The following is a 22,843-nucleotide window of genomic DNA, read 5'->3' as shown; positions in this document are numbered from 1 at the left end:
ACTGCTCGTTGTAAAGAGATCTTCAACATGGACGTTCACCAGTACGCGTTTCTCGCCCGTCAGCCTGCCGCTGCCGTGAAAACCCGCGAGTCATTCCTTGGCATGCCCAAGCGCGGCCTGGCGTTTCTCCTGGCCAACGTGATGTTCTGGCAACCGATGTGGGCGCAGGCCGACGGTATCGTGGTGGCCAACCCGAATACCTCGCTGGATCGCGCCGGCAATGGCGTGCCGATCATCAACATCGCCACGCCCAATGCCAGCGGGCTGTCGCATAACCAGTTTCACGATTACAACGTCGGCGCGCAGGGTCTGATCCTCAACAACGGCTCGACGCAGAATAATCTCACCCAGCTGGGCGGGCACATCATCGACAACCCGAACCTGAAAAACAGCGGTTCGGCCCAGGCGATTCTCAACGAAGTCATCAGCGGCAACCCGAGTCAGTTGCGCGGCTACACCGAAGTGGCGGGGCAGTCGGCGCGGGTGATTGTTGCCAACCCTTATGGCATTACCTGCAACGGGTGCGGTTTCATCAACTCTCCGCGTGTGACCTTGACGACCGGCAAACCAGTGCTCGATAACGGCCGACTGGATCGCTTTCAGGTTGATCAGGGTTCGGTGGCCATCGAGGGCGCGGGCCTTAACGCAACCAATGTCGACCGCTTCGAAATCATCACCCGTAGCGCGAAGATCAACGCCGAGATTCAGGCGCAGAACCTGACGATTGTCGCCGGTCGCAACGACGTCAACGCACAAACCCTCAATGCCACGGCGCGGGCCGATGACGGCAGCACCAAGCCGCAACTGGCGATCGATTCTTCGGCGCTCGGCGGTATGTACGCCGGGGCGATCAAACTGGTCGGCACCGAGGCCGGGGTCGGGGTGAAGCTCGACGGCAAGTTGATTGCCAGCGGCGGCGATATCCAGCTCGACGCCAACGGCCAGTTGAGTCTGGCCGACACTTCGGCCACGGGTGCAGTCAACGTCAAAGCCGCCAGCCTTGATGCACGCGGCCCGGTTTACGCCGGCACCGCGCTCAACGTGCAAACCCAGGGCAACCTGACCAACCGCCAGACCCTCGCGGCTCGCGACAGCATTAACCTCAGCGCTGGCGGGCAACTGACCAACGCCGGTGCCATCGAAGCCGGCGTCAACGCCGACGGCAGCCGCAATGCCAACGGCGATCTGAGCCTGACCGCGCAGAACCTCGACAACACCGGCAAAAGCCTCACCGCCAGCCGCAATCTGACGGTCAACACCGCGCAAACCCTGAACAACCAGGGCGGCACGCTCAGCGGGCAAACCGCTGCGATCAGCGCCGGCACACTGGACAACCGCAACGCCGGCAAAGTGCAGAGCAACAGCACCCTGAACCTCAACGCCGCTCAGGTGCTGAACAGTCAGGGTGTGATCACCAGCAACGCCAGCCTCACCGCCAACATCGGCCAGTTGATCAACAGCAACGGCGAACTCAGCAGCCAGACCGACGCGGCTCTCAACGTCACCTCGCTGGACAACGTTGCCGGTCTGATGAGCGCCGGCCGTCTGCTCGACATCAGCGCCCTCGGCGCGATCAACAACCGCACCGGCAAGATCGGCGCCAAACAGACCTTGCTGGTAAAAGCCCAACAACTCGACAACAGCCAGCAAGGCCAGTTGACCAGCGAAGGCACGCTGACCACGCGGATCAGCGAGCAACTGAACAACCAGAGCAAAGGCCTGATGCAGGCCAACGGCGCCATGGACGTGCAGGCCACGCGCCTGGATAACCGCGCCGGCAAGATTTCCAGTCTCGACACCCTGACCGTCAGCAGCGCTAACACCGACAACCGCGGCGGGACGATTCGCGCCGACCAGGCCGCCAAACTGCTGATCGACAACCTGGACAACCGCGACAAGGGCCGCCTCGAAAGCAAGACGGCGCTGACCTTCGAAGGCAATACGCTGAACAACAGCAATGGCGGCCTGCTGACCTCGAGCGGTGTGTTGAGCCTCAAAGCCAAGACAGTCACCAACGATGGCGGACGGATGTCCGCCAAAGGCGATATCGACGCCAACATCGACACCCTCAATCAAGAGCACGGTGAACTGGTCGCCGAAGGCAATCTGCTGCTGACCGGCAAAACCCTCAACAGCCATCAGGACAGTCTGGTCGGTTCGCTCAAGTCTTTGACCGTCAACGTCGAGCAGATCGACAACCGCGCCAGCACACTGTCCAGCCAGCTGGATTTGCACATCAACGGCGCGCGTCTGGACAACAGCGACGGCGGCAAGGTGCTGTCCGACACCACACTGGCGCTGAAAGTCGAACAGATCATCAACGCGACCAACGGCCTGATTTTCAGCAAGGGCGCGAGCACCCTCAGCGGCATCGGTCTGAGCAACGTCGGCGGGCGCATCGTCAGCCAGAACACGCTCGGGCTGACCTTTGGCGAGACCATGGACAACCAGCAAGGCCTGATCAGCAGCGAAGGGCAGATGACCCTTACTGCCGGCAGCCTCGACAACCGTCTGGGCAAACTGTCGAGCCTTGAAGCGATGGCGCTGACCGCTACCGGTTCCGTGCTGAGCCAGGGCGGTCTGATCGCCTCGCAGAAAGCTCTGACCCTCAACAGTGGCAGTCTCGATAACAGCGCCAACGGCATCATCAGCGCCAAGGCCGATTCGACCCTGACTACCGGTGAGTTGAAGAACCGACAGGGCGGCAGTATCGCCAGCGACGGCACGCTGTTGCTCACCGCTGCGCACCTGGATAACTCCGGCGGCAGCCTCGGCAGTCAGCAGAAACTCGAAGTCTCGCTGACCTCACTGGCGCAGGACGGCGGCGAGCTGTTCAGCAATGGCGACCTGACCCTGGACATGCACAACGGTCTGCTCGACAACCAGCGCGGCAACATCCATACGCCGGGCCAGTTGCTGCTGAAAAACCTCAAGGACGTCAACAACAGCGCCGGCGAAATCTCCGCCGCCAAGGCCTGGAGCGTCAACGCGCAAAGCCTGAATAACGACGACGGCAAACTGCTCAGCAATGAAAAACTCAGCCTCGTCATCGACCGTGCCCTGAGCAACGTCAAAGGTGTGATCGCTTCCGCCAGCCTCGACAGTCGCAGCGACAGTTTGAATAACAGCAGCGGTGACATTCGTGTGCGCGGCGATGTCGATTTCAGCGTGACTGGCATGTTCGATAACCACAACGGTGTGGTCATCGCCGACAACGGCCTGACGATCACCGCCGCCAGTCTGGATAACCGTCAGGAAGGTCTGATCGGTTCGACTAATGCGCTGAAGCTCAGCGTCGAGCGTGTCGACAACCGCAGCGGCGAGCTGTCGAGCAAGAGCGATGTCAGCCTGATCGGTGCGTGGCTGGATAACAGCGACAGCGGTTACATGCTCGCCGGTGGCAATCTGGCGCTGACGGTCAACGACGTCATCAACCGCAACAAAGGCCTGCTGTCCGGTGACAGCGGACTGACGTTGACTGGCAAGACACTGGAAAACAGTGGTCGCCTGACCAGCCAGAAAGACCTAGCGATCAATCTCTCCGGGGATCTGAACAACGCGCAAGGCAGCCTCGTCAACGAAGGCGCCCTGGCGATCAACGCCGCTAGCCTCAACAACGACGCCGGCACGGTCTCCAGCGCCAAAACGCTCACCGTCGACACGCGCGGCGCCGTCAGCAACCAGGGTGGCAAACTGCTGACCAACAGCGATCTCACGCTCAACAGCAGCACACTCGACAACCAGCAAAACGGTGCGATCAGCAGCAAGACCAAACTGAACATCAGCACCGGTGCACTCAACAATAGCCAGGCGAGTATTTACGCTGACGACCACGTCGAGGTCAGTGCCGCTCAGGTGACCAACACCGGTGGCAGCCTCGGCGCCGGCAACTCGCTTAACGCCAATGTTCAAGGCCTCGACCAGCAGGGCGGCAAGCTGTTCAGCGGAGCTACCGTCAGCCTCGATCTGAACGGTGGCGCGCTGAACAATCAGGGCGGCGTGATCAACGCGCCGGACCAGTTACTACTGAAAAACCTCACCGACGTGAACAACCGTGGCGGCGAGATTTCCAGCGATCAGGCTTTTGAACTGATCGCCAAGTCGCTGGACAACAGTGGCGGCCAACTGCTGAGCAACCAGAAACTCACCCTGACCCTCGACAACGCGCTGACCTCGATCAAAGGCACGATTGCCGCCGCTGCGTTGCAGGTTCGCGCGGCAAGTCTGGATAACAGCGATGGCGGTGTGTTGCTCAGTGACAGCGACATCGAGGTGACTGTCGATGGCCTGCTGAAAAACACCAATAAAGGCAGCATCCGCGCCGCCCAACAACTGATCCTCAATAGCACCGGCCTGAACAATCAGGGCGGCACGCTGGTCGGCGTTTCTGGCCTGAATATGGACCTGGGCACCACCGCGCAGGATCTGAATAACCAGGACGGTGTGATCAGCAGCAAAGGTGGGTTGAGCATTGCCAATCTGCGCGACCTGAATAACCAGAACGGCGTGATCAACAGCAAAGGCGTGCTGAGCATCGCCACCCTGCGTGACCTGAATAACCAGCAGGGCGAAATCTCCAGCGTCAACAGCTTCAGCCTCACCGGTAACCGTTTCGATAACCGTGGCGGCAACCTGATCAGCAACGATCAACTGACCATCACGGCGGCCGACCTGAACAACCAGAACGGTCTGCTCTCCGGCTGGAAAGGCGTGAGCCTCAGCGGCGGCACCCTTGACAACAGCCTGGAAGGCGCGATCTCCAGCCAGCTCGGCAATGTCAACATCGACCTCAGCGGCGCGCTGCTCAACCACAGCAAGGGCGGCATCGGCGGCCTCGGCGAAGTGACCATCACCGCCGCCAGTCTTGATAACAGCGCCGGCACGGTCAGCAGTGACGGCAAACAAACCCTGACCATGAGCGGCGGCGCGATCAGCAACGCCTCCGGTGGCCTGATCAAAAGCGGCGACACCCTCGACATCCGCGCGACCGGTCTGGACAACACTTCCGGCAACGTCATGGCGAAAAAAGCCCTGACCTTCACCGGTGGTCCGCTGAACAATACGAAGGGCAGTCTGGTCGGTGACGACAGCGTCACGCTCGATCTGCTCGGCGCCCTGACCAACGTCAACGGCGCACTCGGCAGCGGCGCTGCGCTGCTGATCAAACGCGCCGCCAGCGTCGACAACCAGGGCGGCCAGTTGATCAGCCAAACCCTGTTGAGCCTGCTTACCAGCGGCGACCTGAACAACAGCCAGCGCGGTACCGTCTCGGCCAACGGCCAACTGGACCTCACCGTGGCGGGCACTCTGCGCAACGACGCCGACGGCCTGCTGTCCAGCCGCGATGCCGGTGTGTCCATCACCGCCACCGCGCTGAACAACGCCAAAGGCGCAGTGCAAAGCATGACCGCGCTGACCGTGAACACCGGCAGCGGCGCGATCGACAACCAGGGCGGCAAAATCATCGCCCAGAACGGCGACCTGACCCTCAACGCTGCCAGCCTCGACAGCCGTGGCGGGGTGCTCTCAAGCCTTAACGGTTTGCTTCAAACCCGTCTGAGCGGCGTGTTGCGCAACGGCCAGGGCGGCAAGATCGAGGGCAGTCGCCTCGACCTGCAAGCGCTCGGCGGTATCTACAGCGACGGCGGGCGAATCGCCGCCAACACCGGCAACATCCTGCTCAATGCCGGCGGTAATACCCTCGACAACAGCGGCGGCGGGATCTATGCCAAAGGCGTGGTGAAAACCATCGCCGGTCTGATGAGCAACAACAGCGGCCAGATCAGCGGCAGCAGCATCGAGCTGGGTGCCGATGGCAACCTGAGCAACCGCAACGGCCTGATTGAAAGCGCCAGCACCTTAGCCATTCGCGCGGCCAACCTCGACAACCAGGGCGGCAAACTGCGCGCGCTCGGCACCAGCGGCAAAACCGACTTCCAGATCGGCAGCCAGTTCGACAATCGCAACGGACTGGTGGAAACCGCCAACACTGATTTCACCCTTGCAGCCCCGAGCTTCCTCAATGCCGGCGGTTCGGTGACGCATGTCGGCCTTGGTGAATTCGGTATCTCCACCGCCAACGTGATGAACGCCGGCGGCTCGCTGGTGACCCGTGGCGGCCTGACGCTGAACGCGGACAGCTGGACCAACAGCAGCGTGATCCAGGCCGGGCGGTTGACGGTGAATGTCGGCAATTTTGTGCAAACCGCGAGCGGGCAGTTGCTCGCTTCCAATCAACTGGTGGGGCGTGGCGGTAACTGGAGCAACGAAGGCTTGATCGCCAGTGATGGCAACATGGATATCCAGCTCTCTGGCAACTATGGCGGCAACGGTCGGGTGAGCAGCGTCGGCGATCTGGGACTGCTTGCTTCGCGCATTGACTTGAGCAGTGTTGCAAGTATCACCGGGGCATCCACCGCCACGCTGACCAGTCGCGGCAACCTGACCAATCTGGGGCGCCTCACAGCTGTTGACAGCCTGACCGTCAACGCCGCGTCGTTGGTCAACAACGGGACGTTGGGCAGTGCCGGCAATCTGCGGGTCACCAGTGACTCGTTGCTCAACCAGAACGGGCTGATCTTCAGCGGCCGCGACATGAACCTGCGCGTGGGGTCGCTCACCAACCGTTACGCCGATATTTATGGCATGGGCAACATCAGCATTGCGCGCAATGACAGCAACGCCTGGAGTTCTTCGATCAATAACATTTCGGCAACGATTGAAAGCGTGGGCGATCTGAGTCTGGCGGCTGATCACATCGAGAACCGCAAGGATGTGTTTGAGGTTGCCGCGGGTGGCGGGCTCGTTTCGGGAACGATTGGCGTTCGCTGCACGACGTGTACTTCATTTAGCGGCATCAACTTCGAGAGTCGTCTCCCGAGCCACTTGGTCTGGGTTGAAAAATACCATTCAACCATTGTCAAGGATTCGGCTTCGGGCACATTGACGGCCGGGCGCGATCTTACGGGGAACGGGCGCGAATTCATCAATAATGCGTCAGTTGTCAGCGCTGGCCGAAATCTTACGTTCAACGTGGAGAATTTCACTAACCAAGGAGCCACGGTCGGGGATTACACCATCACGCGCTGGATTGATGCACCCAGGGCGAGCAGAGGCCCGGACTTCTGGCAGGACGTCTTGAATTACAACGCCGCAAACGATCCGGATTATGACTCGGGCCAAACCGGTGTCGTGGACGGAAAGATCAAAATGGTTCCCAATATCCACACTTGGGATATGAATGCGGTTGAATCACTCACCCGGATAGGCGGGCGTCAAGGTGGTCGCGAGGCTATCAGGTACCTTCTGTTTGGTTCGATCGCCATCGAATACGATTCCGGGAATCTCCGTTACGCTCCTCCAGGCTACGACGCTGGCGTGCGCGCAGAAGCTCCGGACATCATCAAGAACGCGACACCTTTCAACACCTTTACTACCGAAAGTAGCCCGACAGCCAATGCCAACGCCGTGGTTCAGGCAGGCGGCACCGTTTACATAAACGCGACCAACAAACTGGACAACGGTGTCGTTCGCAACGGCAATGCATCGGCCGCCGGCGCATCGCGTCTGGGTTCCACCCAACTGGCCGGCCAGGTCACGCCGACCGTCATCCGCATCAACTCACAGCTACCGCCAGACCTGGCCCAACAACAGGTCAACCCCCTGGCCTTGCCGGGCTTCACCCTGCCGACCGGCGATAACGGTCTGTTCCGCCTCAGCCGCAAGGACGGCAGCGAGCAAGCGATCTCGCCGATCAAAGACTGGGCAATCGGCTCGATCACTGCTGCATCCTCTGGACATACCACCGGAATGCCGGTCAGACATGCCACCGATTTCCAGATCGACAAGACCGATCCGGTCTCGATGAAAAAACGCGACCTGGCGTTGAGTGATGCCGCGTCGCTGAATCTCAACGACAGAACGGCTCAGTTCAACGTGGGTGCAACCGCCGCTGACGGTCCAGTCGGTGTGCTGGTGCCCGGCCGTGGCAGCCCTTCCTTTGACGTACCGCGCGTACAAGGTTTGCCCGATACCAGCGTGCGCTCAAACCCGCACAAATACCTGATCGAAACCAACCCGGTACTGACCAACCTCAAGCAGTTCATGAGCTCGGACTATCTGCTGGGCAAGCTTGGCTACGACCCCGACACCAGCGCCAAACGTCTGGGCGATGGTCTGTTCGAGCAGCGCATGGTGCAGCAGGCCGTGGTCGCCCGCACCGGCCAACGCTTCATTGATGGCCAGACCTCTGACGAAGGCATGTTCAAGTACCTGATGAACAATGCCATCGCCAGCAAGGATCAGCTCAACCTGTCGGTGGGCGTCACCCTGACCGCGCAACAGGTGGCGGCACTGACCCACGACATCGTCTGGCTCGAAGAGCACGAAGTGAACGGCGAAAAAGTGCTGGTACCGGTGCTGTATCTGGCGCAGGCGAATAACCGCCTGGCGCCAAACGGGGCATTGATTCAGGGCGGCGACGTCACTCTGATCGCTGGCGGCAACCTCGATAACGCTGGCACGCTGCGAGCCTCAAACAACCTGTCGGCCGAAGCCGGTAACAACCTCACCAACACCGGACTGATCGAAGCTGGCGAACGCCTCACGCTCAAGGCCGGCAACGACATCATCAACAAGTCCGGCGGCATCATCTCCGGCAAGGACGTCAGCCTGACGGCCACCAACGGCAGCGTGATCAACCAGCGTGATGTGACCAGTGTCGATGTCAGCCGCGGTGGCAGTGTGTACCACCGCGACTATCTCGATAACGCTGCTCGGATCGAGGCGGCCAATGATCTGACAATCGAGTCCGGCCAAGACATCAACAACATTGGCGGCGTGCTGCAAAGCGGTCGGGACATGACGCTCGATGCTGATCGCGATGTGAACATCACCTCAGTGCAGAATCGCAGCACCGATGCACGGGGCGGCAGTTACCTCAATCAGACGATTACGCAGCACGGCGCTGAAGTGACGTCCGGGCGGGACCTGTCGATCAGCGCTGATCGTGACGTGGCGATTGTTGCCAGTCGACTGGATGCCAAGCGCGATCTCAGCGTCGATTCAGGCCATGACATTGTCATTACTTCGGCCGCCGACGAGAGTGACTACGTCTCGCGCAGCAAGAAGCGCGCGAACGAAACCCACAGCATCACGCAACAGTCGTCGGTATTGAACGCCGGACGCGATATCGCGCTGAACGCGGGTAACGATCTGGGCATCATCGCCAGTCGGATCAAGGCTACGGAAGATGTCAGCCTCGATGCGGCTCAGGACATCACCGTTGCCTCAGCCAAAGACGAAAGTTCTTCTTATTACTACAAGAAGAAAAAGGGTTCGTTCGGGCGCAGCAAAACCACCACGACAGAAAGTTATGAGAGCGAGAACGTCGCTTCCGTGATCGAGGCTGGACGTGACTTGACTGTCAACTCGTCCAAGGACGAAGACGGCGCCGTGAGTCTGGATGGCGGGCGCAATGTCACCATCATCGGTAGTCAATTGAACGCCGGCAAAGACCTCGTCGTCGGTGCGACCAACGATGTGGCTGTTCTTTCCGCTACAGAAGAATCCGGCTCTTACACCAAGAAAACCAAGACCGGTACTTTCGGCCTGTCGAAAAGTGGCAGCAGCCACTTACAGACTGCTGTTACTCAAGTTGGTAGCCAGTTGAACGCCGGGCATGATGCCGTGGTGCTGGCAGGACGAGATGTTCGTCTGAACGCCAGTGAAGTCAACGCTGACAATGATGCTGAACTGCATGCGGGTCTCGTGGACAAGGAGGGTGATATCACCCTGTCGTCTGCGGATGACCAAGCGTACAACCGAGCCGAGGAATACAAGAAAAAACTGGGTATGTCGCTCAAGGACACCATTGGTGTCTTTGCCGGTACTCCGGGGCTGGGAGCCGATATTACCGTCGGTGCCTCGCACAATGGCGGACGTGAAGTCGTCAGTTCCAACAGCATTGGCAGCCAGGTCAATGCCGGGCACGATGCGATTCTCAATGCATCTCGCGACATCAATGTCATTGGCAGTGGAATCAGTGCCGATAACAGCGTTTCGCTCGATGCCGGCCGCGATGTCAACGTAGTCGCCTCGATCGATCAGCAGCGCAGCAATACTTGGGATACGGACAAAAGCGTCGGGATCAAACAGACCATCGATAGCAATGCCTTCACCACGTTCGTTGGCAGCGAAACCCTTCAACATGGCGTCAACAGCAAGGGCTACACCGCAGCGGGCAGCTCCATCGATGCGGGGATGAACATCAATGTAAACGCCGGTCGCGACATCAACCAGCAAGGTTCCGATCTGACCGCCGAGAACAACATCCGGCTCAAGGCTGATCGCGACATCAACATCGATGCCAAGGAAGAGGCCAGCGAAGTCACCATCCGTGACAGCATCAAGCGCAACGGCATCACCGTGACCACCGCTTACAACATCGGCAACACCATGGATGGCCTCAAAGGCACTGGCAAAGGTGAGGATGGGGTCAGCAAAGGCTCAAGCGTACTGAAGTCGGTTGATACGCTGGATCAGTTCTTCAGTGGACCGAAATTTGACGGACATATCGGTGGCTCGAGCGTCAGCTCCAGCCAGACTCAGACGTCGGTCACTCAACGTCCGTCGACACTTTCTGCAGGTAATGACATCTCGCTGGACGCTGGCAATAACGTCAATGTCAGCGGTAGCCAGTTCAATGCCGGACGTGACATCAACGTCAAAGGCAAGGACATCACCTTTGACGTTGCGCACGGTTCGGAAAGCAGTGACGGGCATTCAACCCAGAGCAAGGGCGGCGTCAAAGGGGGCACCACCGGCGGTTTCAAACTGGGCGTAGGTGTCAGCAATGCCGGCACAGAAGACAAATCGAACCAGGGTACTTCAACTGCTACGCAGCTCAATGCCGGCGGCAGTATCAATCTGGACGCGACAAATGATCTGACGCTGATCGGCACCCGGGCCACCGCCGAGCGGGATATTTCCCTCAAGGCCGGCAACGATTTGAACATTCTCTCGGCGCAAAACGCCTATGAGAGTTCACACGATCGGCGTAGCTGGGGCGCGGAGGGCGGCATCATCGCCGGCCAGGACGGCTTCGGTGTTTATGGTTCGGCGAATGTGGGGATCGGCGATCTCAACCGTGAGGGCGTCAAGCAGCAAGAAGCCTATCTGTATGCCGGCAACAAACTGGGTTTCGAAAGCGGTCGCGATACCAATGTCGCTGGCGCGACCCTGCGCGGCGACGAAGTCATCGGTGATGTCGGTCGCAACCTGACCGTGACGTCTGTGCCGAACACCGGCAAGGTCGAAGGCAAGGAGTTCGACGCCAGCCTGACGGTCGCGGTGAGCTTCGGTGCAACGGTCAGCGGCTCGCTGGGTTATGGCGAGACCAATGGCAAGACCAACTGGGTCGACAATCAGACTGTTATCAGTGGCAAAAGCAAAGTCGACATCCGTACCGAAAAACATACGCAACTCGATGGCTCGGTGATCAGTGCCGACAACGGCAACCTGAAACTCGACACTGACACCCTCGGCTACCGCAACATCACCGGCAAGGATAACGAGCACGGTTATTACCTCAATGTCAGCGGCAGTTATGGCGGGGGCGGTGGCGCCCAAGCCGACAAGCCGAACAAGGGCATGGAAGGCGAGAGCAAAAACAGCTGGGCCGTGGAGGGCTACAAGTACGACAAGGACCGTCAGCAGACGCTGAATGCCACCGTGGGTGAAGGTCAGATTGTCGTGCGTAACGACAAGGTCACCGGTCAGGATTCCACGGCGGGTCTTAATCGTGATGTGAACAAGGCCTATGAGATCACCAAGGATGAGGAACATCGCACGACGTTGTATGCGAGCAGTTCCTCCATTGATGCCGTTAGCCATCCGTTAGAGACGCTGGAGCGTTGGGGCGAAAGCGTTACTGATTTCAAGAAGAACATGCTCAAACAGGCTTTGGCCGGTGCCAGCTTTCTGCAAAATCTGAAACTGGCAATCAATGCTCAGCTAGTTGATATCAGTGAGGTGTCTCCTTCGCTTCGCAATGAGCTTGGTGATGAGCAGGCATTGGCCGTCACAAAAAACTTTGTTCGACAGGGAAAAAATCCATCGGATATGGATTCCCTTGACCCCGAAGTGCGTGCTGGACTCAAGCGATTTGCCGATCTGGCAGCCGACTACGATAAGGAAATGGCGAAGGAGGTTGACCAAGGCAACATCATCATGGAGCCCAAGAACGACGGTAGTGGGGGAACCAAGGTCGTCTATCTCGATACGACCACAGTGAACGAGAAGGTCATTCCCATGGGGCAGGCGGCCCTTTCAGAACTGGGTGACCTGCTCGTGGTGGCCAATTCGTTGCCGGCTGATAAACGTGATCAGCTCAAAACCGTTGCCATTGCAGCTCAAGCTGTAATGGGACCCATGAAATTCATGGTGAGCTTTACTGCAAACGCTCTGATTAATGCTGCAGCAGGTAAGGAAGTTGAAGAGTTAAAAGATGGCGCAGCGATTAAATTGGCAGCTTTCTTTACCGGTAAATCTGAGGAAAGCCTGAGGAAGAGCAACGAGCTTGCAAAGGGTGAGCATGAGAATGGCAACACCGTTAAGTATCCTCTGGAAGGTGATAACTATGTCGTTGCTTCGCGTTTCCTTATCGATGCGGCGTTGGGTGAGTTTAAGTCGCTCGGTGTAAAAGTGGGTGGGCGAGTTCTCACGGTGACGAACAAAGGACCGACGGGCGGAGGTTCGCCTCATACTCCGTCTGTATTGACCCCCCCGCGAAATGCCGCGAATCTGATTGGAGGCCCCTTGGAGCATGCCACACAAGTCAGCGGTAGATTCAGCCTGTTGGGGCCTAAGGGGGCGACCCTGTATCGTGCTGATAATCGAGGAAACATCACCAGTTATGCGGTATACGATTCGCAAGGCATGATCATCAAACGCGTGGATGTCACGGGTGCCGCTCACGCAGGTGTACCAACGCCTCATGTTATTGAGTATGGTAGAAATACCCTCCCTGATGGGTCAGTCAGAGTTCAGTCACCATCCACCAAAGCGCCTCCAAGAAGCGTCAATCCGGAAGAAATACCATGAATGGGATCTACTCAATTCCCCCTGTTAAGGACGCCGTAAACTACGAGACCTGGAAAAAACAGTGGACTGAACAAGAGGGGCTGGATGTTTTTTCATATATCAGTGATCAATGTCATCCTGAGCAAATGTTGTTATTTTCGAAGGTGTTTTTCCCAGACTTTTTGACGGTTGGGGAGGGAGTTTTTCTGGAGCGAAATTTTGCTTTTGAAACATTCTCTGCGCGAATGGCTGAGATGAATGATGTTCGCGAAGTCGAACGGATCATTAACAATGTGCATGTTTATGATCTTTTTGATCAGTGCGCAGATAATGTATCGGACAGCGTTTTTTTTCAGCTGTGCAATGTAATTGCTTTCTCTTGGAGAATGGTGCTGAAAGAGAAATTTCCCGACCAGAAATTCTTTGTGGAAGTCTCGAATTCAGAAAGTGACTACGGCCCCGTCATTACGTTTTTTCAGGTGGGTGAGTAACTCGCTCGAAAGAAAGTATCGATGGGACAGACCACGTTTAAATAAAACGTGGTCTGTCCCCCAGTTCTTACATCTATGTACGCGGCGCCACCACTCTGCTGAACATCGCGTTGGGCACCGCAGCCAACATGGCAGGCAGTGTCACTGGCAAGGTCTTCAGTGTCGCAGGAAACAAGGGCACTACCGGCGGAAAACTTACCGATCCGATTGAACCCAAGCACCCGGGCTGGGCAAATGAGTTTGGTGATACTTCGGGCAAAGGATGGGTAGACGGGCCGACGGTCAAACCTCCTGTTTCGCCAGTGCATGGTGACGGGGCGAAACCTCACGTCGAGGCGGTGGTAAAAGTCGAGACTGCCAAGTCCGTCAAAGGCAGTCATGAATATGAACTGCTCAACAATCCTGCTGCCAGAAGCCCCAATACCCGTTATGAGCTGGATAATGGCAATACGTTTACGACCAACAGTAAGGGTATGGTGGAAGAGCTGACGTTCACCCCGACCAAAGAGAAGGTGCCTCGGGACTCAAGGCAGACGGAGGCGGGTAAAGAAGGGCGGGATAGCGACGTGGGCGGGCATGCTCAGGCATGCAGCCAGGGCGGAACCTGCGATCAGTATAATCTCTTCCCACAGGACAAGAACTTCAACAATTCGGCCTACAAAGTGTTCTATGAAAACAGGGTCAGAGAGGCGCTGGACGATCCTGCCCGCACTGTAGGGCCGACGACAGTCAAGTTTGAGCGTGCTGATCCCGGCTCAATACGACCTGATTCGCTAATATTGACGTACATCATTGACGGTAAACCAAAAACCGTGACTTTCAAAAATGAAGCCCATCAAACTCCGGAGGTAAGCGGGTGATTACTGAAGATTTCGAACTCGTCAAAGAGATTTTTAAACTTGTTGAAGCGGGAATTATTCAAGGTTATGACGCCTTTCGGTATAGCGTTGAGTGGGGGGGTAATTACATGGAGGCCGACCTCGCCGTTGAAAGAAATGGCGCAGAAATCTGGGACGCTGAAACTGATTTCAATAATTCGAAAATCTATGCGCTTGTAGAAAAGTTACATGAGAATGCAGACGCTCGCGGCGAGCCATGGACATCCTTTATCCTATCTTATCGCGAAGGCGAACAAGTGAAAACGAAATTCAAGTATTGATCGGGGACGCCGCATTTCCGCGTTCCGGGAAACGAACGGGTGGCTCTGGCCGCCTGTCGTTTGTCTGAGCGGCGCAGCAGGACAGGCCCAGAGTGATGCCTGTTTATCCAGCCCGAGGGGGAAGTTTCTTCCTGCCCTTCGGCAAGCGAACGTCAAGATCGTTGCAAGTCCGACCTGCCAATACATCCATCAAGTGTTCGTTGAGGGATCGGGCGTTCACTTCGGATAAAGCGGCGGCAACCCACTGTCACCCACCGGATCCTGCACCCGTTCCGCCGCTGGAATCGTGCGGATCGCCCGCCACAAATCCTCACCCTGCCAGTGCTGCCCCGTCTCGCTATACAGCGCACCATTAAGCCCATCCAGCGCATCCGACAACGGCACAAACCGCGCCGCCATGTCCGCCAGCGTTTCCGGTTGCTGCCGCGCCCACGCATCCAGTGCCTGCCGCGTCGCCTGCGGGTCATTCGCCTGGCTCGCGCGCTTGATGTCATCCATCAAGGTGCGCGGGCTCGGGCCGGTTTGGGCGGCGCGATGCACCGCTGGTTGCCAGCGTGCGCGCCACCACAGGCCGAAGCCGAGGAGGGTGGTGCAGGCGAGGGTCAGGGTGCTGAGTTTCCACCACCACAACATATCGTTATCGGCGATGCTCGGCTGCAGGTTGCCGGTCGGGGTGTCGACTTGCAGGCTCGGGTTGTTGGCCACTTGCAGAGTGCGCGCCGGCAGGCTGCTGTGTTCCAGGTGGTCTTCGAAGGTGTTCCACCAAACCACGTCCACCGTCGGCAAGTCGATGGCGCCGCTGCGGCTCGGCACCAGCGCTTCGCGTTCTTCGCGGCTGCCGACAATGCCCCGGTCAGTGCTCTGGTTGGACAGCACCGGTTGGTCGGGGTAGCGGCGCAGGCCGTTGACCTCGGTGGCGGGCAGCGCTGGCAGTTGTGAGCTGGCGAGGCCTTCGACTTTCAGGGTCAGGCTGCGGGTCATCGAGTCGCCGACCTGCGTGTGTTCCGGTTCCGGGTTCCAGCTTTCGCTGAGGCTCAGGCTGCGCGCGGGCAGCCATGGCGCGTCGACCGGGTAGGTCAGCGGTTTGGGTTTGACGGTCAGGGGGATTTCGGCGGAACTGACGCGCATCAGTTTGCCCGGTTTCGGCCCCTGCGCATTCGCGTCCTGTGACGGCTGCGTATCGACCAGTGTCGCGCTGAAAGTCTGCGGGGCGATGGTCAGCAAACCGCTGTGTTGCGGGTAGATCGCATAGCGCATCTCGATCACGCCATGACGGACACCGTTGAGGTCTTTCTCGTAGGTGCGTGTGTCACCGAGTTGCTCGATGCGCGCATCGGCGATTTGCAGCGGTGTCAGGCTGCTGTCGTCGTACAGCGACACCGAATGGTAGATGCGCAGGGTCAGGATCGCCTGCGCCTGCACGTAGACGCTGGACTGATCGAGACTGGCTTCGATGAACACTGGATCAAGGCTGTTCTTGTTCTCGCGGGTATCGCTCTCGACCACTTGCACGGTGATCGGCTGGCTCTGCGCGTCGCCCAGTTGCAGCGGTGGGATCACCACGCTGCCGTTCTCTTTCGGCAGCAGGGTGATGATCCAGCGCGTGGTCGCGCGGTTGTCGCCGTTGAGGGTATTGAGCTGGTTGACCTGCCGCGTGCCCCGCACTTCGAACAGCGCTTCCAGCGCGGTCAGGTCAGGTTTGCCGAACTGGGTGACGTCGCTGGTTTCGAGGGTGAGTTCGACCGTCTCGCCGGAGTTCAGGCGACTGCGATCCACGCTGGCCGTCAGCTCGGCCGCGTGGGCGGTGGCCGTGCAGAGCAGCAGGGGCAGCAAGAGAGCGGTGAAGCGGGTCATCGAGTGTTTTCCTGATCCTGATGTTGTTGCTGTTCGTACCAGAATTTGCGTCGCAGCAGTTCGCCCGGATCATCCGGGATCTTGCCCAGCCATTGTTCCAGTGCCTGACGCTGCTCGCCTTCGAGGTTGTCTTCACTCGGGCGCAGCGTCGGCACGGTGTCCGTTTGTTCTTCCTCGCCGCTGCCCGGCACCTCGTTGGGGCCTGGCTGCGGCGGCGTGGTCGGTGGCGGTTCGCTGGCCGATTCACTCGGTTGCGCCTCGCTCTGGGTTTCACTTTTTACCGCCGGTGGCGGTGCGGTCGCTGGGGGTGGTTCGTCGCCCGGCAGACTTTGCTGTTCGCTCGGTTTGGTGTCCGGCTCGGCGGGCGGCGGTGTGTTTTTCTGCTTGAGCAGGTTTTCCACCAGCGCCTTGTTGGTCTGCGCCGGACGCAAATCCGGTTGCAGTTCCAGGGCCTGTTCATAGGCGTCGATTGCCGCTTCCAGCTCACCGCTTTTCGCCAACGCGTTGCCACGATTGTAGTGGGCGCGGGCATCGCTGCCTTCGGCGAAGCGCTGGGCGGCGCCACTGTAGTCGCCGGCCTCGTACAACGCCACCCCTTGCCACTGATGATCTTCGAAATGTTGGGCGGCTTCGACCGGGCGCTTTTGCTTGAGCAAATGCAGTCCCTGTTGGTCGGGACGCAGCCACAGGTCTTCGAAGTCAAAAGCGTAGCTGGGCTGCGGCAAGCAAAACAGCAGCGGCAGGCAGAACAACCAGCCACGGCGCCCGGCGCACGCGGCGAGCAGCAATAACGGCAACAGCAGCCAGTAACCCTGATCGGCCCAGGTGTCGAGGCGCACGGTCTGGCCATCGTCACGCAAGCTGCGCGGACCGTTGAGCAGGCCGAGCGCGCCAAGATCCGCTTCGTCGAGGCGGGCCGGGTGGTATTCGCCGCCGACGCTGTTGAGGAATGCGCTCAGACCCGGACTATCGAGTTGCGGCACGCGAATCGCGCCTTGTTCGTCCTTGAGGAAACTGCCGTCCTCCTGGGCAATCGGCGCACCTTCCGCAGTGCCGACGCCGAGCATCAGCAACTGCGTCGACTGCCCGCTGAGGGCGCGGCGAATGCCTTGGCGTTCTTCTTCATCGAGCGACGAGCCGATCAACAGAATCCGCCCCTGACCGAGCGCGCCCTGTTTCAGCAGGGCCAGTGCTTTACTCACGGCAAGATCGGCGCGATGACCGCTTTCCGGCATCAGTGATGGCTTGAGCGCATCGAGCAGATTGCGGCTGGTCGCCAGGTCATCCGACAGCGGCACCAGCGTGTGCGCGCTGCCGGCGTAGACGACGATGGCGGTCTGCGCATCGCTGCGCGCCTGCAACAAGTCGAAGAGTTTGCGTCGTGCTTGCTCCAGTCGCGTCGGCGGCGAGTCGGTGGCGAGCATTTCCGGGGTCAGTTCCAGCACCACCACCAACGGATCGGCGGGTTTCTGACTGGTCTGTTCGACGCGCTCCCAACTCGGTCCGAGCAGCGCCAGAACCGTCAGCAGCCACGCCACGCCAAGGGCAACCCACGGCAGTTTGCTGTCGCGACCATTGCCGCCGCTGAGCAGGGTGGCATGAAACGCTGGCGGCAAAATCATCTGCCAGCGCCCGGCGCGTTTCTGTCGATGCCAGAGTTGCCAGATCAGCCAGCCCAGCAGCGGCAGCAACAGCAACCACCACGGACGGAACCAGTGCGGCCAGAGCGCGATCATCGGCGCCTCCGCAGACGCAGGCGCTTAAGGCGCTCACGCCAGTCAGGCAGCGGACTTTGCAGATACAGCTCCTTGGTAAACAGGCGTTGCAGCGGGTTGTCCGGCCACAACTCACGGGCGACCAGCAACAGGCTCAACCACAACGCCAGCGCCAGAGGCCAGTGATACAAGGCTTGTGCCGGGCGCGCCTGGGTTGGTTGCTGGGTAACAGGTTCGAGCTGATCGAGGGTGTCTTTGATCGCTTGCAGTTCTTTGCCGTCGTGGGCGCGGAAATACTGGCCGCCGGTGACTTCGGCGATGGCTTTGAGCGCCGGTTCGTCGAGGTCCAGACTCGGGTTGACGCCGAGCAGGCCGGTTGAACCGCTGTCCTCAGGATTGGCGCCGATGCCGATCGGGTAAATCTTCACGCCTTCGCTGGCGGCCAGTTTTGCCGCCGTCAGCGGCTCGATTTCGCCGCCGTTGTTGGCGCCGTCAGTGACCAGAATCAGCACGCGGCTTTGCGCCGGACGCAGGCGCAGGCGTTTCAGCGCCAGACCGATGGCGTCACCGATGGCGGTGTTCTTGCCGGCAATGCCGATGCGCGCTTCGTCGAGCCAGACGCGCACGGTGTGGCGATCAAAGGTCAGCGGCGCTTGCAGATAAGCCTGACTGCCGAAGAGGATCAGGCCGACGCGGTCGCCGTCGCGGCTTTCAAGGAAATCACCGAGCAGATGCTGCACCAGCGTCAGACGACTGACCTCTTCGTCCTGCCATTGCATATCGGGGAAGTCCATCGAGCCGGACACATCCACCGCGACCAGCAGATCACGCCCGCTGGCGGCAATCGGCAGCGGCTCGCCGAGCCATTGCGGACGGGCGGCGGCGGTCAACAGCAACAGCCATAGCAGCATGAACGGTGCTTGCTGGCGCCACGCCGGCAGGTTGGCGCGGGCGCGACGGCGGGCGAGGCCTTCGAGGTCCGACAGGAAACTGACTTTCAAGGCCGGCTCGCCGCTGTCGGCCACTGGCAGCACCAGACGCATCAGCCACGGCAGCGGCAACAGCACAAAGATCCACGGCCAGGCGAACTCAAACATGTTTGCGAATCCACGTGTCGACCGCTTGGGTCAGGCCGGCGATGGCTTTGTCGTCGAGTTTGCATTCCGGTTTGTACGCGCCTTCGACCAGCACCATCCAACGGGTGAGGCCGGCAGCCGGGCAACGGTTGTCGAGAAAGGCGAGCCATTTTCGGCCGTTGAGGGTGTGGCTCTGGCTGTAGGGATAGTGGTTGCGGCACAAACGCTTGAGCAGCCCGTTGAGTTGTTGCAACCACGCACCGGCCGGCGCGCCGTCGTAGGGTTTGGGCATTTGCGCCAGTTCGGCGAGGGCGGCAATGCGCACCGGGTCGAGCGGCTGTTCGGCACGGACGATCGGGCGTTTCTTCATCGGGATGAAACGGCGCAGACGCCATACGGCGTAGCCCAGCAGCGGCAGCAACAGAAGCAGCAGCCACCAGCCCGGGGCCGGCGGCCAGAAGGCAATCGGTGGCGGCGAGATCAGCGGTTGCAGTTGTTCGAGGCCGTTCATCGACCTTTCCCCGGACGCTGCGGATTGAGGAATTCGCGCATCTGCTCGACCATCTCGCTTTGCGTGCTCAGCGGCATCAGCAATACCCGCAGCTTTTGCGCGAGCAATTCCCAGCGCGCGATGCGTGCTTCGGCCTGGGCGCGATAAGTCTGGCGCAGGTCGAAGTTGAGGGTGTCGAGTTCGAGTTGCGCGCCGCGTTCGGCGAATCGGAGAAGACCGGCGGCGGGCAGGGCGTGATCGAGGGGATCGGACAGCGGCAGCATCAGCAAATCGCAATGGCGCGAGAGCAGGCTCAATTGTTGTTCAGCGCTGTCGGACAGCGCGCGCTCATCGCAAATGACGATCACCAGACTGCCCGGGCGCAGCACTTCACGGGCACGGCGCAGCGCCACGCCAAACGCATCGCGATCCGGCTCACGTTCGCTGTGCAGCGACTGATTGACCTTGACCAGACGGTTGAGCAATTGCAGCAGGCTCTGTTTGCTGCGCCGAGGCTTGATTTCGTAGTGCTCGTTGTCGCCGAACACCAGCCCGCCAACGCGGTCGTTGTGGCCGAGCGCCGCCCAGCCGATCAGCGCCGCTACTTGCGCTGCCAGTACCGATTTGAACATCAGCCCCGAGCCGAAAAACAGCCGTGTGCTTTGCTCGACCATGATGAAAATCGGTCGTTCGCGTTCTTCATGGAACAGCTTGGTGTGCGGCTCTTGCGTGCGCGCCGTGACGCGCCAGTCGATGGTGCGCACGTCGTCGCCGGCCTGATAGACCCGCACCTGATCGAAGTCGACGCCACGGCCACGGAATTTCGAGTGATGCAGACCGATCAGCGGGCTGCGCTGACTCGGCGTGGAAAACAGCTGCACTTCGCGCACTCGGTGGCGCATCTCAATCAGCTCGGCGAGGCTGACGCGGATGCCCGGTTCGGACGGCAGGGGGGCGTTCATGGGGGTCAAGCGACGGCTACGACGTCGAGAATCCGCTGCACCACCCGATCCTGATCGATGCCGGCGGCTTCGGCTTCAAACGACAAAATGATGCGGTGACGCAACACGTCGAACAGCACCGCTTGAATGTCTTCCGGGCTGACGAAGTCGCGACCGGCCAGCCAGGCGTGGGCGCGGGCGCAGCGGTCGAGGGCGATCGAGCCACGCGGGCTGGCACCATAGGCGATCCACTCGGCCATTTCCGGGTCGAACTTGGCCGGGTTGCGCGTGGCCATGACCAGTTGCACGAGGTATTCCTCCACGGCGTCGGCCATGTACAGGCCAAGGATTTCCTTGCGCGCAGCGAAGATCGCCTGCTGGCTGACGCGGCGTTCAGGCTTGGTCTCGCCGTTCAGCGCTTCGCCACGGGCCTGCTGGAGGATGCGGCGTTCGACGGCAGCGTCCGGGAAACCGATTTTCACGTGCATCAGGAAACGGTCGAGTTGCGCTTCCGGCAGCGGATAGGTGCCTTCCTGCTCGATCGGGTTCTGCGTGGCCATCACCAGAAACAGCGGCGACAGCTCATAGGTACTGCGGCCGACACTGACCTGACGCTCGGCCATGGCTTCGAGCAGCGCCGATTGCACCTTGGCCGGGGCACGGTTGATTTCGTCCGCCAGCACCAGGTTGTGGAAGATCGGCCCTTGCTGGAACACGAAACTGCCGGTTTCCGGGCGATAGATCTCGGTGCCGGTGATGTCGGCCGGCAGCAGGTCCGGGGTGAACTGGATGCGATGGAACTGGGCTTCGATGCCCTCGGCGAGCTCTTTGATCGCTTTGGTCTTGGCCAGACCCGGAGCGCCCTCGACCAGCATGTGGCCGTCGGCGAGCAGGGCGATGAGCAAACGCTCGATGAGTTTTTCCTGGCCGAGAATCTGCGTTGAAAGAAAGGTTCGCAGCGCCAGCAGCGCTTCACGATGTTCCATCGGTGACTGTTCCTGGAAAGGGGTGGCCACAGGCGTTCGGATAACGCCGGGGCTGGGGGCGTTACTTTAATCCATCGCGGGGGGTGGCGACTAACGGCATTTTGCGCAAAGTGCGGGAAATGACTGGGGGATTTGTTGGAATTTAGTAGCGGGGGAGTGATTGGTTGCCTGTGCTGGCCCCATCGCGAGCAGGCTCACTCCTACATTGGATCGTCGTACACCGACCTGTAGGAGTGAGCCTGCTCGCGATGAGGCCAGTCTGGGCGCCATCAAACTTCGTTAATGAAGGTGCCAGTCCCATCCAGGATATTCGTCAAGGTCTCGACCACCTCATCCATATCCACCATATCCGGGTTAAAGCTGATCTCCAGCACATCATCCCCGTTCAACGCATCGGCATCCGCCGCACCAATCTCGATCTTCAGCAGATTCGAAGTCAGGGTGACTTTCACCCCGTCCAGCGTCGAAGGCTCGCCATCCAGAGTGATCTCCAGCTCGTCCTCATCCGGATAACGACTCATCAGGAACATGTCGCCCTTGTCGCTGTGGCAGCAGAGCATGGCCATGTTGTCTTCTTCGTCATCGCACGGGTTGACGATCAGTAGGGCGGTGGTCATTTGCATGGTCAATTCCTGCCTCTGGGGGCGTGTAGTTCGCTAATGGGCGCGATTCTGCCAGTCCTCGGGAATTTCTGCATGTGAGAGTGTCAGAGGATGTGTCGTGAACGCGACATGGATCAATGGTCATTTCTGGCACGCATGTACCGTAAAAACGGGCTTTCAGACCAACATTTTCCGCCACGACTGCTAGTGTTTACCGGTGCCAGACCCTCGGTTTACGTGCCAATGACCGAATATGTCGCAGCACCGCAAGCAGACACATTGTCGCACCCTTTAAGCTGCGCAACGGATGAGCACCCGTAAAGGCATTGTCGGCACCGCTGGCAGTCGCTTTTGCAGATGCTCATTCTATGGAAGGTGAATGTGACCTGAGTGTCCCGTCCAGCTTCACCCACCTGTCCCCCTGTTTCCTCTGCCCGAGAATCAGGAAC

11 protein-coding genes are annotated in these 22,843 nt (G+C 59.6%); 4 read left to right on the top strand and 7 right to left on the bottom strand.

The window, feature by feature from the left end; translation table 11 throughout:
• The first annotated feature begins 27 nt into the window (after positions 1–27).
• The 4 genes from H8F23_RS10335 to H8F23_RS10320 all read left to right on the top strand — a co-directional run bounded on the left by H8F23_RS10335 (position 28) and on the right by H8F23_RS10320 (position 14,730).
• Entirely contained in the window at positions 28–13,101 is a 13,074-nt protein-coding gene (locus tag H8F23_RS10335; protein ID WP_194934302.1) for a hemagglutinin repeat-containing protein, read from the top strand.
• Positions 13,098–13,571 carry a hypothetical protein gene (locus H8F23_RS10330; RefSeq protein ID WP_122599504.1) on the top strand — a complete coding sequence of 158 codons (474 nt, stop codon included), beginning with the start codon at positions 13,098–13,100 and terminating at the stop codon, positions 13,569–13,571. Before H8F23_RS10335 ends, H8F23_RS10330 begins: the two co-directional genes overlap by 4 nt.
• A gap of 128 nt (positions 13,572–13,699) precedes the next feature.
• Positions 13,700–14,431, top strand: a complete 732-nt coding sequence (locus H8F23_RS10325) for a DNA/RNA non-specific endonuclease (RefSeq protein WP_194934301.1) — start codon at positions 13,700–13,702, stop codon at positions 14,429–14,431.
• Positions 14,428–14,730, top strand: a complete 303-nt coding sequence (locus tag H8F23_RS10320) for a hypothetical protein (protein ID WP_194934300.1) — start codon at positions 14,428–14,430, stop codon at positions 14,728–14,730. Before H8F23_RS10325 ends, H8F23_RS10320 begins: the two co-directional genes overlap by 4 nt.
• A gap of 216 nt (positions 14,731–14,946) precedes the next feature.
• Here the strand turns inward: H8F23_RS10320 and H8F23_RS10315 are convergent, their stop codons facing one another.
• The 7 genes from H8F23_RS10315 to H8F23_RS10285 all read right to left on the bottom strand — a co-directional run bounded on the left by H8F23_RS10315 (position 14,947) and on the right by H8F23_RS10285 (position 22,415).
• A complete protein-coding gene (locus tag H8F23_RS10315; protein ID WP_194934299.1) occupies positions 14,947–16,584 on the bottom strand; it encodes a BatD family protein in 1,638 nt (545 codons plus the stop codon).
• Positions 16,581–18,320, bottom strand: coding sequence for a vWA domain-containing protein (locus H8F23_RS10310; protein ID WP_194934298.1), 1,740 nt, complete (start codon positions 18,318–18,320; stop codon positions 16,581–16,583). The genes H8F23_RS10315 and H8F23_RS10310 overlap by 4 nt, the downstream gene beginning before the upstream one ends.
• The gene (locus H8F23_RS10305) at positions 18,317–19,396 is read right to left on the bottom strand and encodes a vWA domain-containing protein (protein ID WP_194934297.1); all 1,080 of its coding nucleotides are present in this window, start codon (positions 19,394–19,396) and stop codon (positions 18,317–18,319) included. Before H8F23_RS10305 ends, H8F23_RS10310 begins: the two co-directional genes overlap by 4 nt.
• Positions 19,389–19,886, bottom strand: a complete 498-nt coding sequence (locus H8F23_RS10300) for a DUF4381 domain-containing protein (protein ID WP_194934296.1) — start codon at positions 19,884–19,886, stop codon at positions 19,389–19,391. The genes H8F23_RS10305 and H8F23_RS10300 overlap by 8 nt, the downstream gene beginning before the upstream one ends.
• Complete coding sequence (locus tag H8F23_RS10295) at positions 19,883–20,827, bottom strand: DUF58 domain-containing protein (protein WP_093437905.1); 945 nt, start codon at positions 20,825–20,827, stop codon at positions 19,883–19,885. Before H8F23_RS10295 ends, H8F23_RS10300 begins: the two co-directional genes overlap by 4 nt.
• A gap of 5 nt (positions 20,828–20,832) precedes the next feature.
• Complete coding sequence (locus H8F23_RS10290; protein WP_007913915.1) at positions 20,833–21,792, bottom strand: AAA family ATPase; 960 nt, start codon at positions 21,790–21,792, stop codon at positions 20,833–20,835.
• A 269-nt stretch (positions 21,793–22,061) separates the two neighbouring features.
• Positions 22,062–22,415 carry a hypothetical protein gene (locus H8F23_RS10285; RefSeq protein WP_099758857.1) on the bottom strand — a complete coding sequence of 118 codons (354 nt, stop codon included), beginning with the start codon at positions 22,413–22,415 and terminating at the stop codon, positions 22,062–22,064.
• Positions 22,416–22,843: the final 428 nt, after the last annotated feature.

This window comes from Pseudomonas neuropathica (assembly GCF_015461835.1).
GTDB classification, from domain to species: domain Bacteria; phylum Pseudomonadota; class Gammaproteobacteria; order Pseudomonadales; family Pseudomonadaceae; genus Aquipseudomonas; species Aquipseudomonas neuropathica.
Note: the sequence above shows the minus strand (reverse complement) of the source record. Positions and strands in the feature narration are given on the sequence as shown.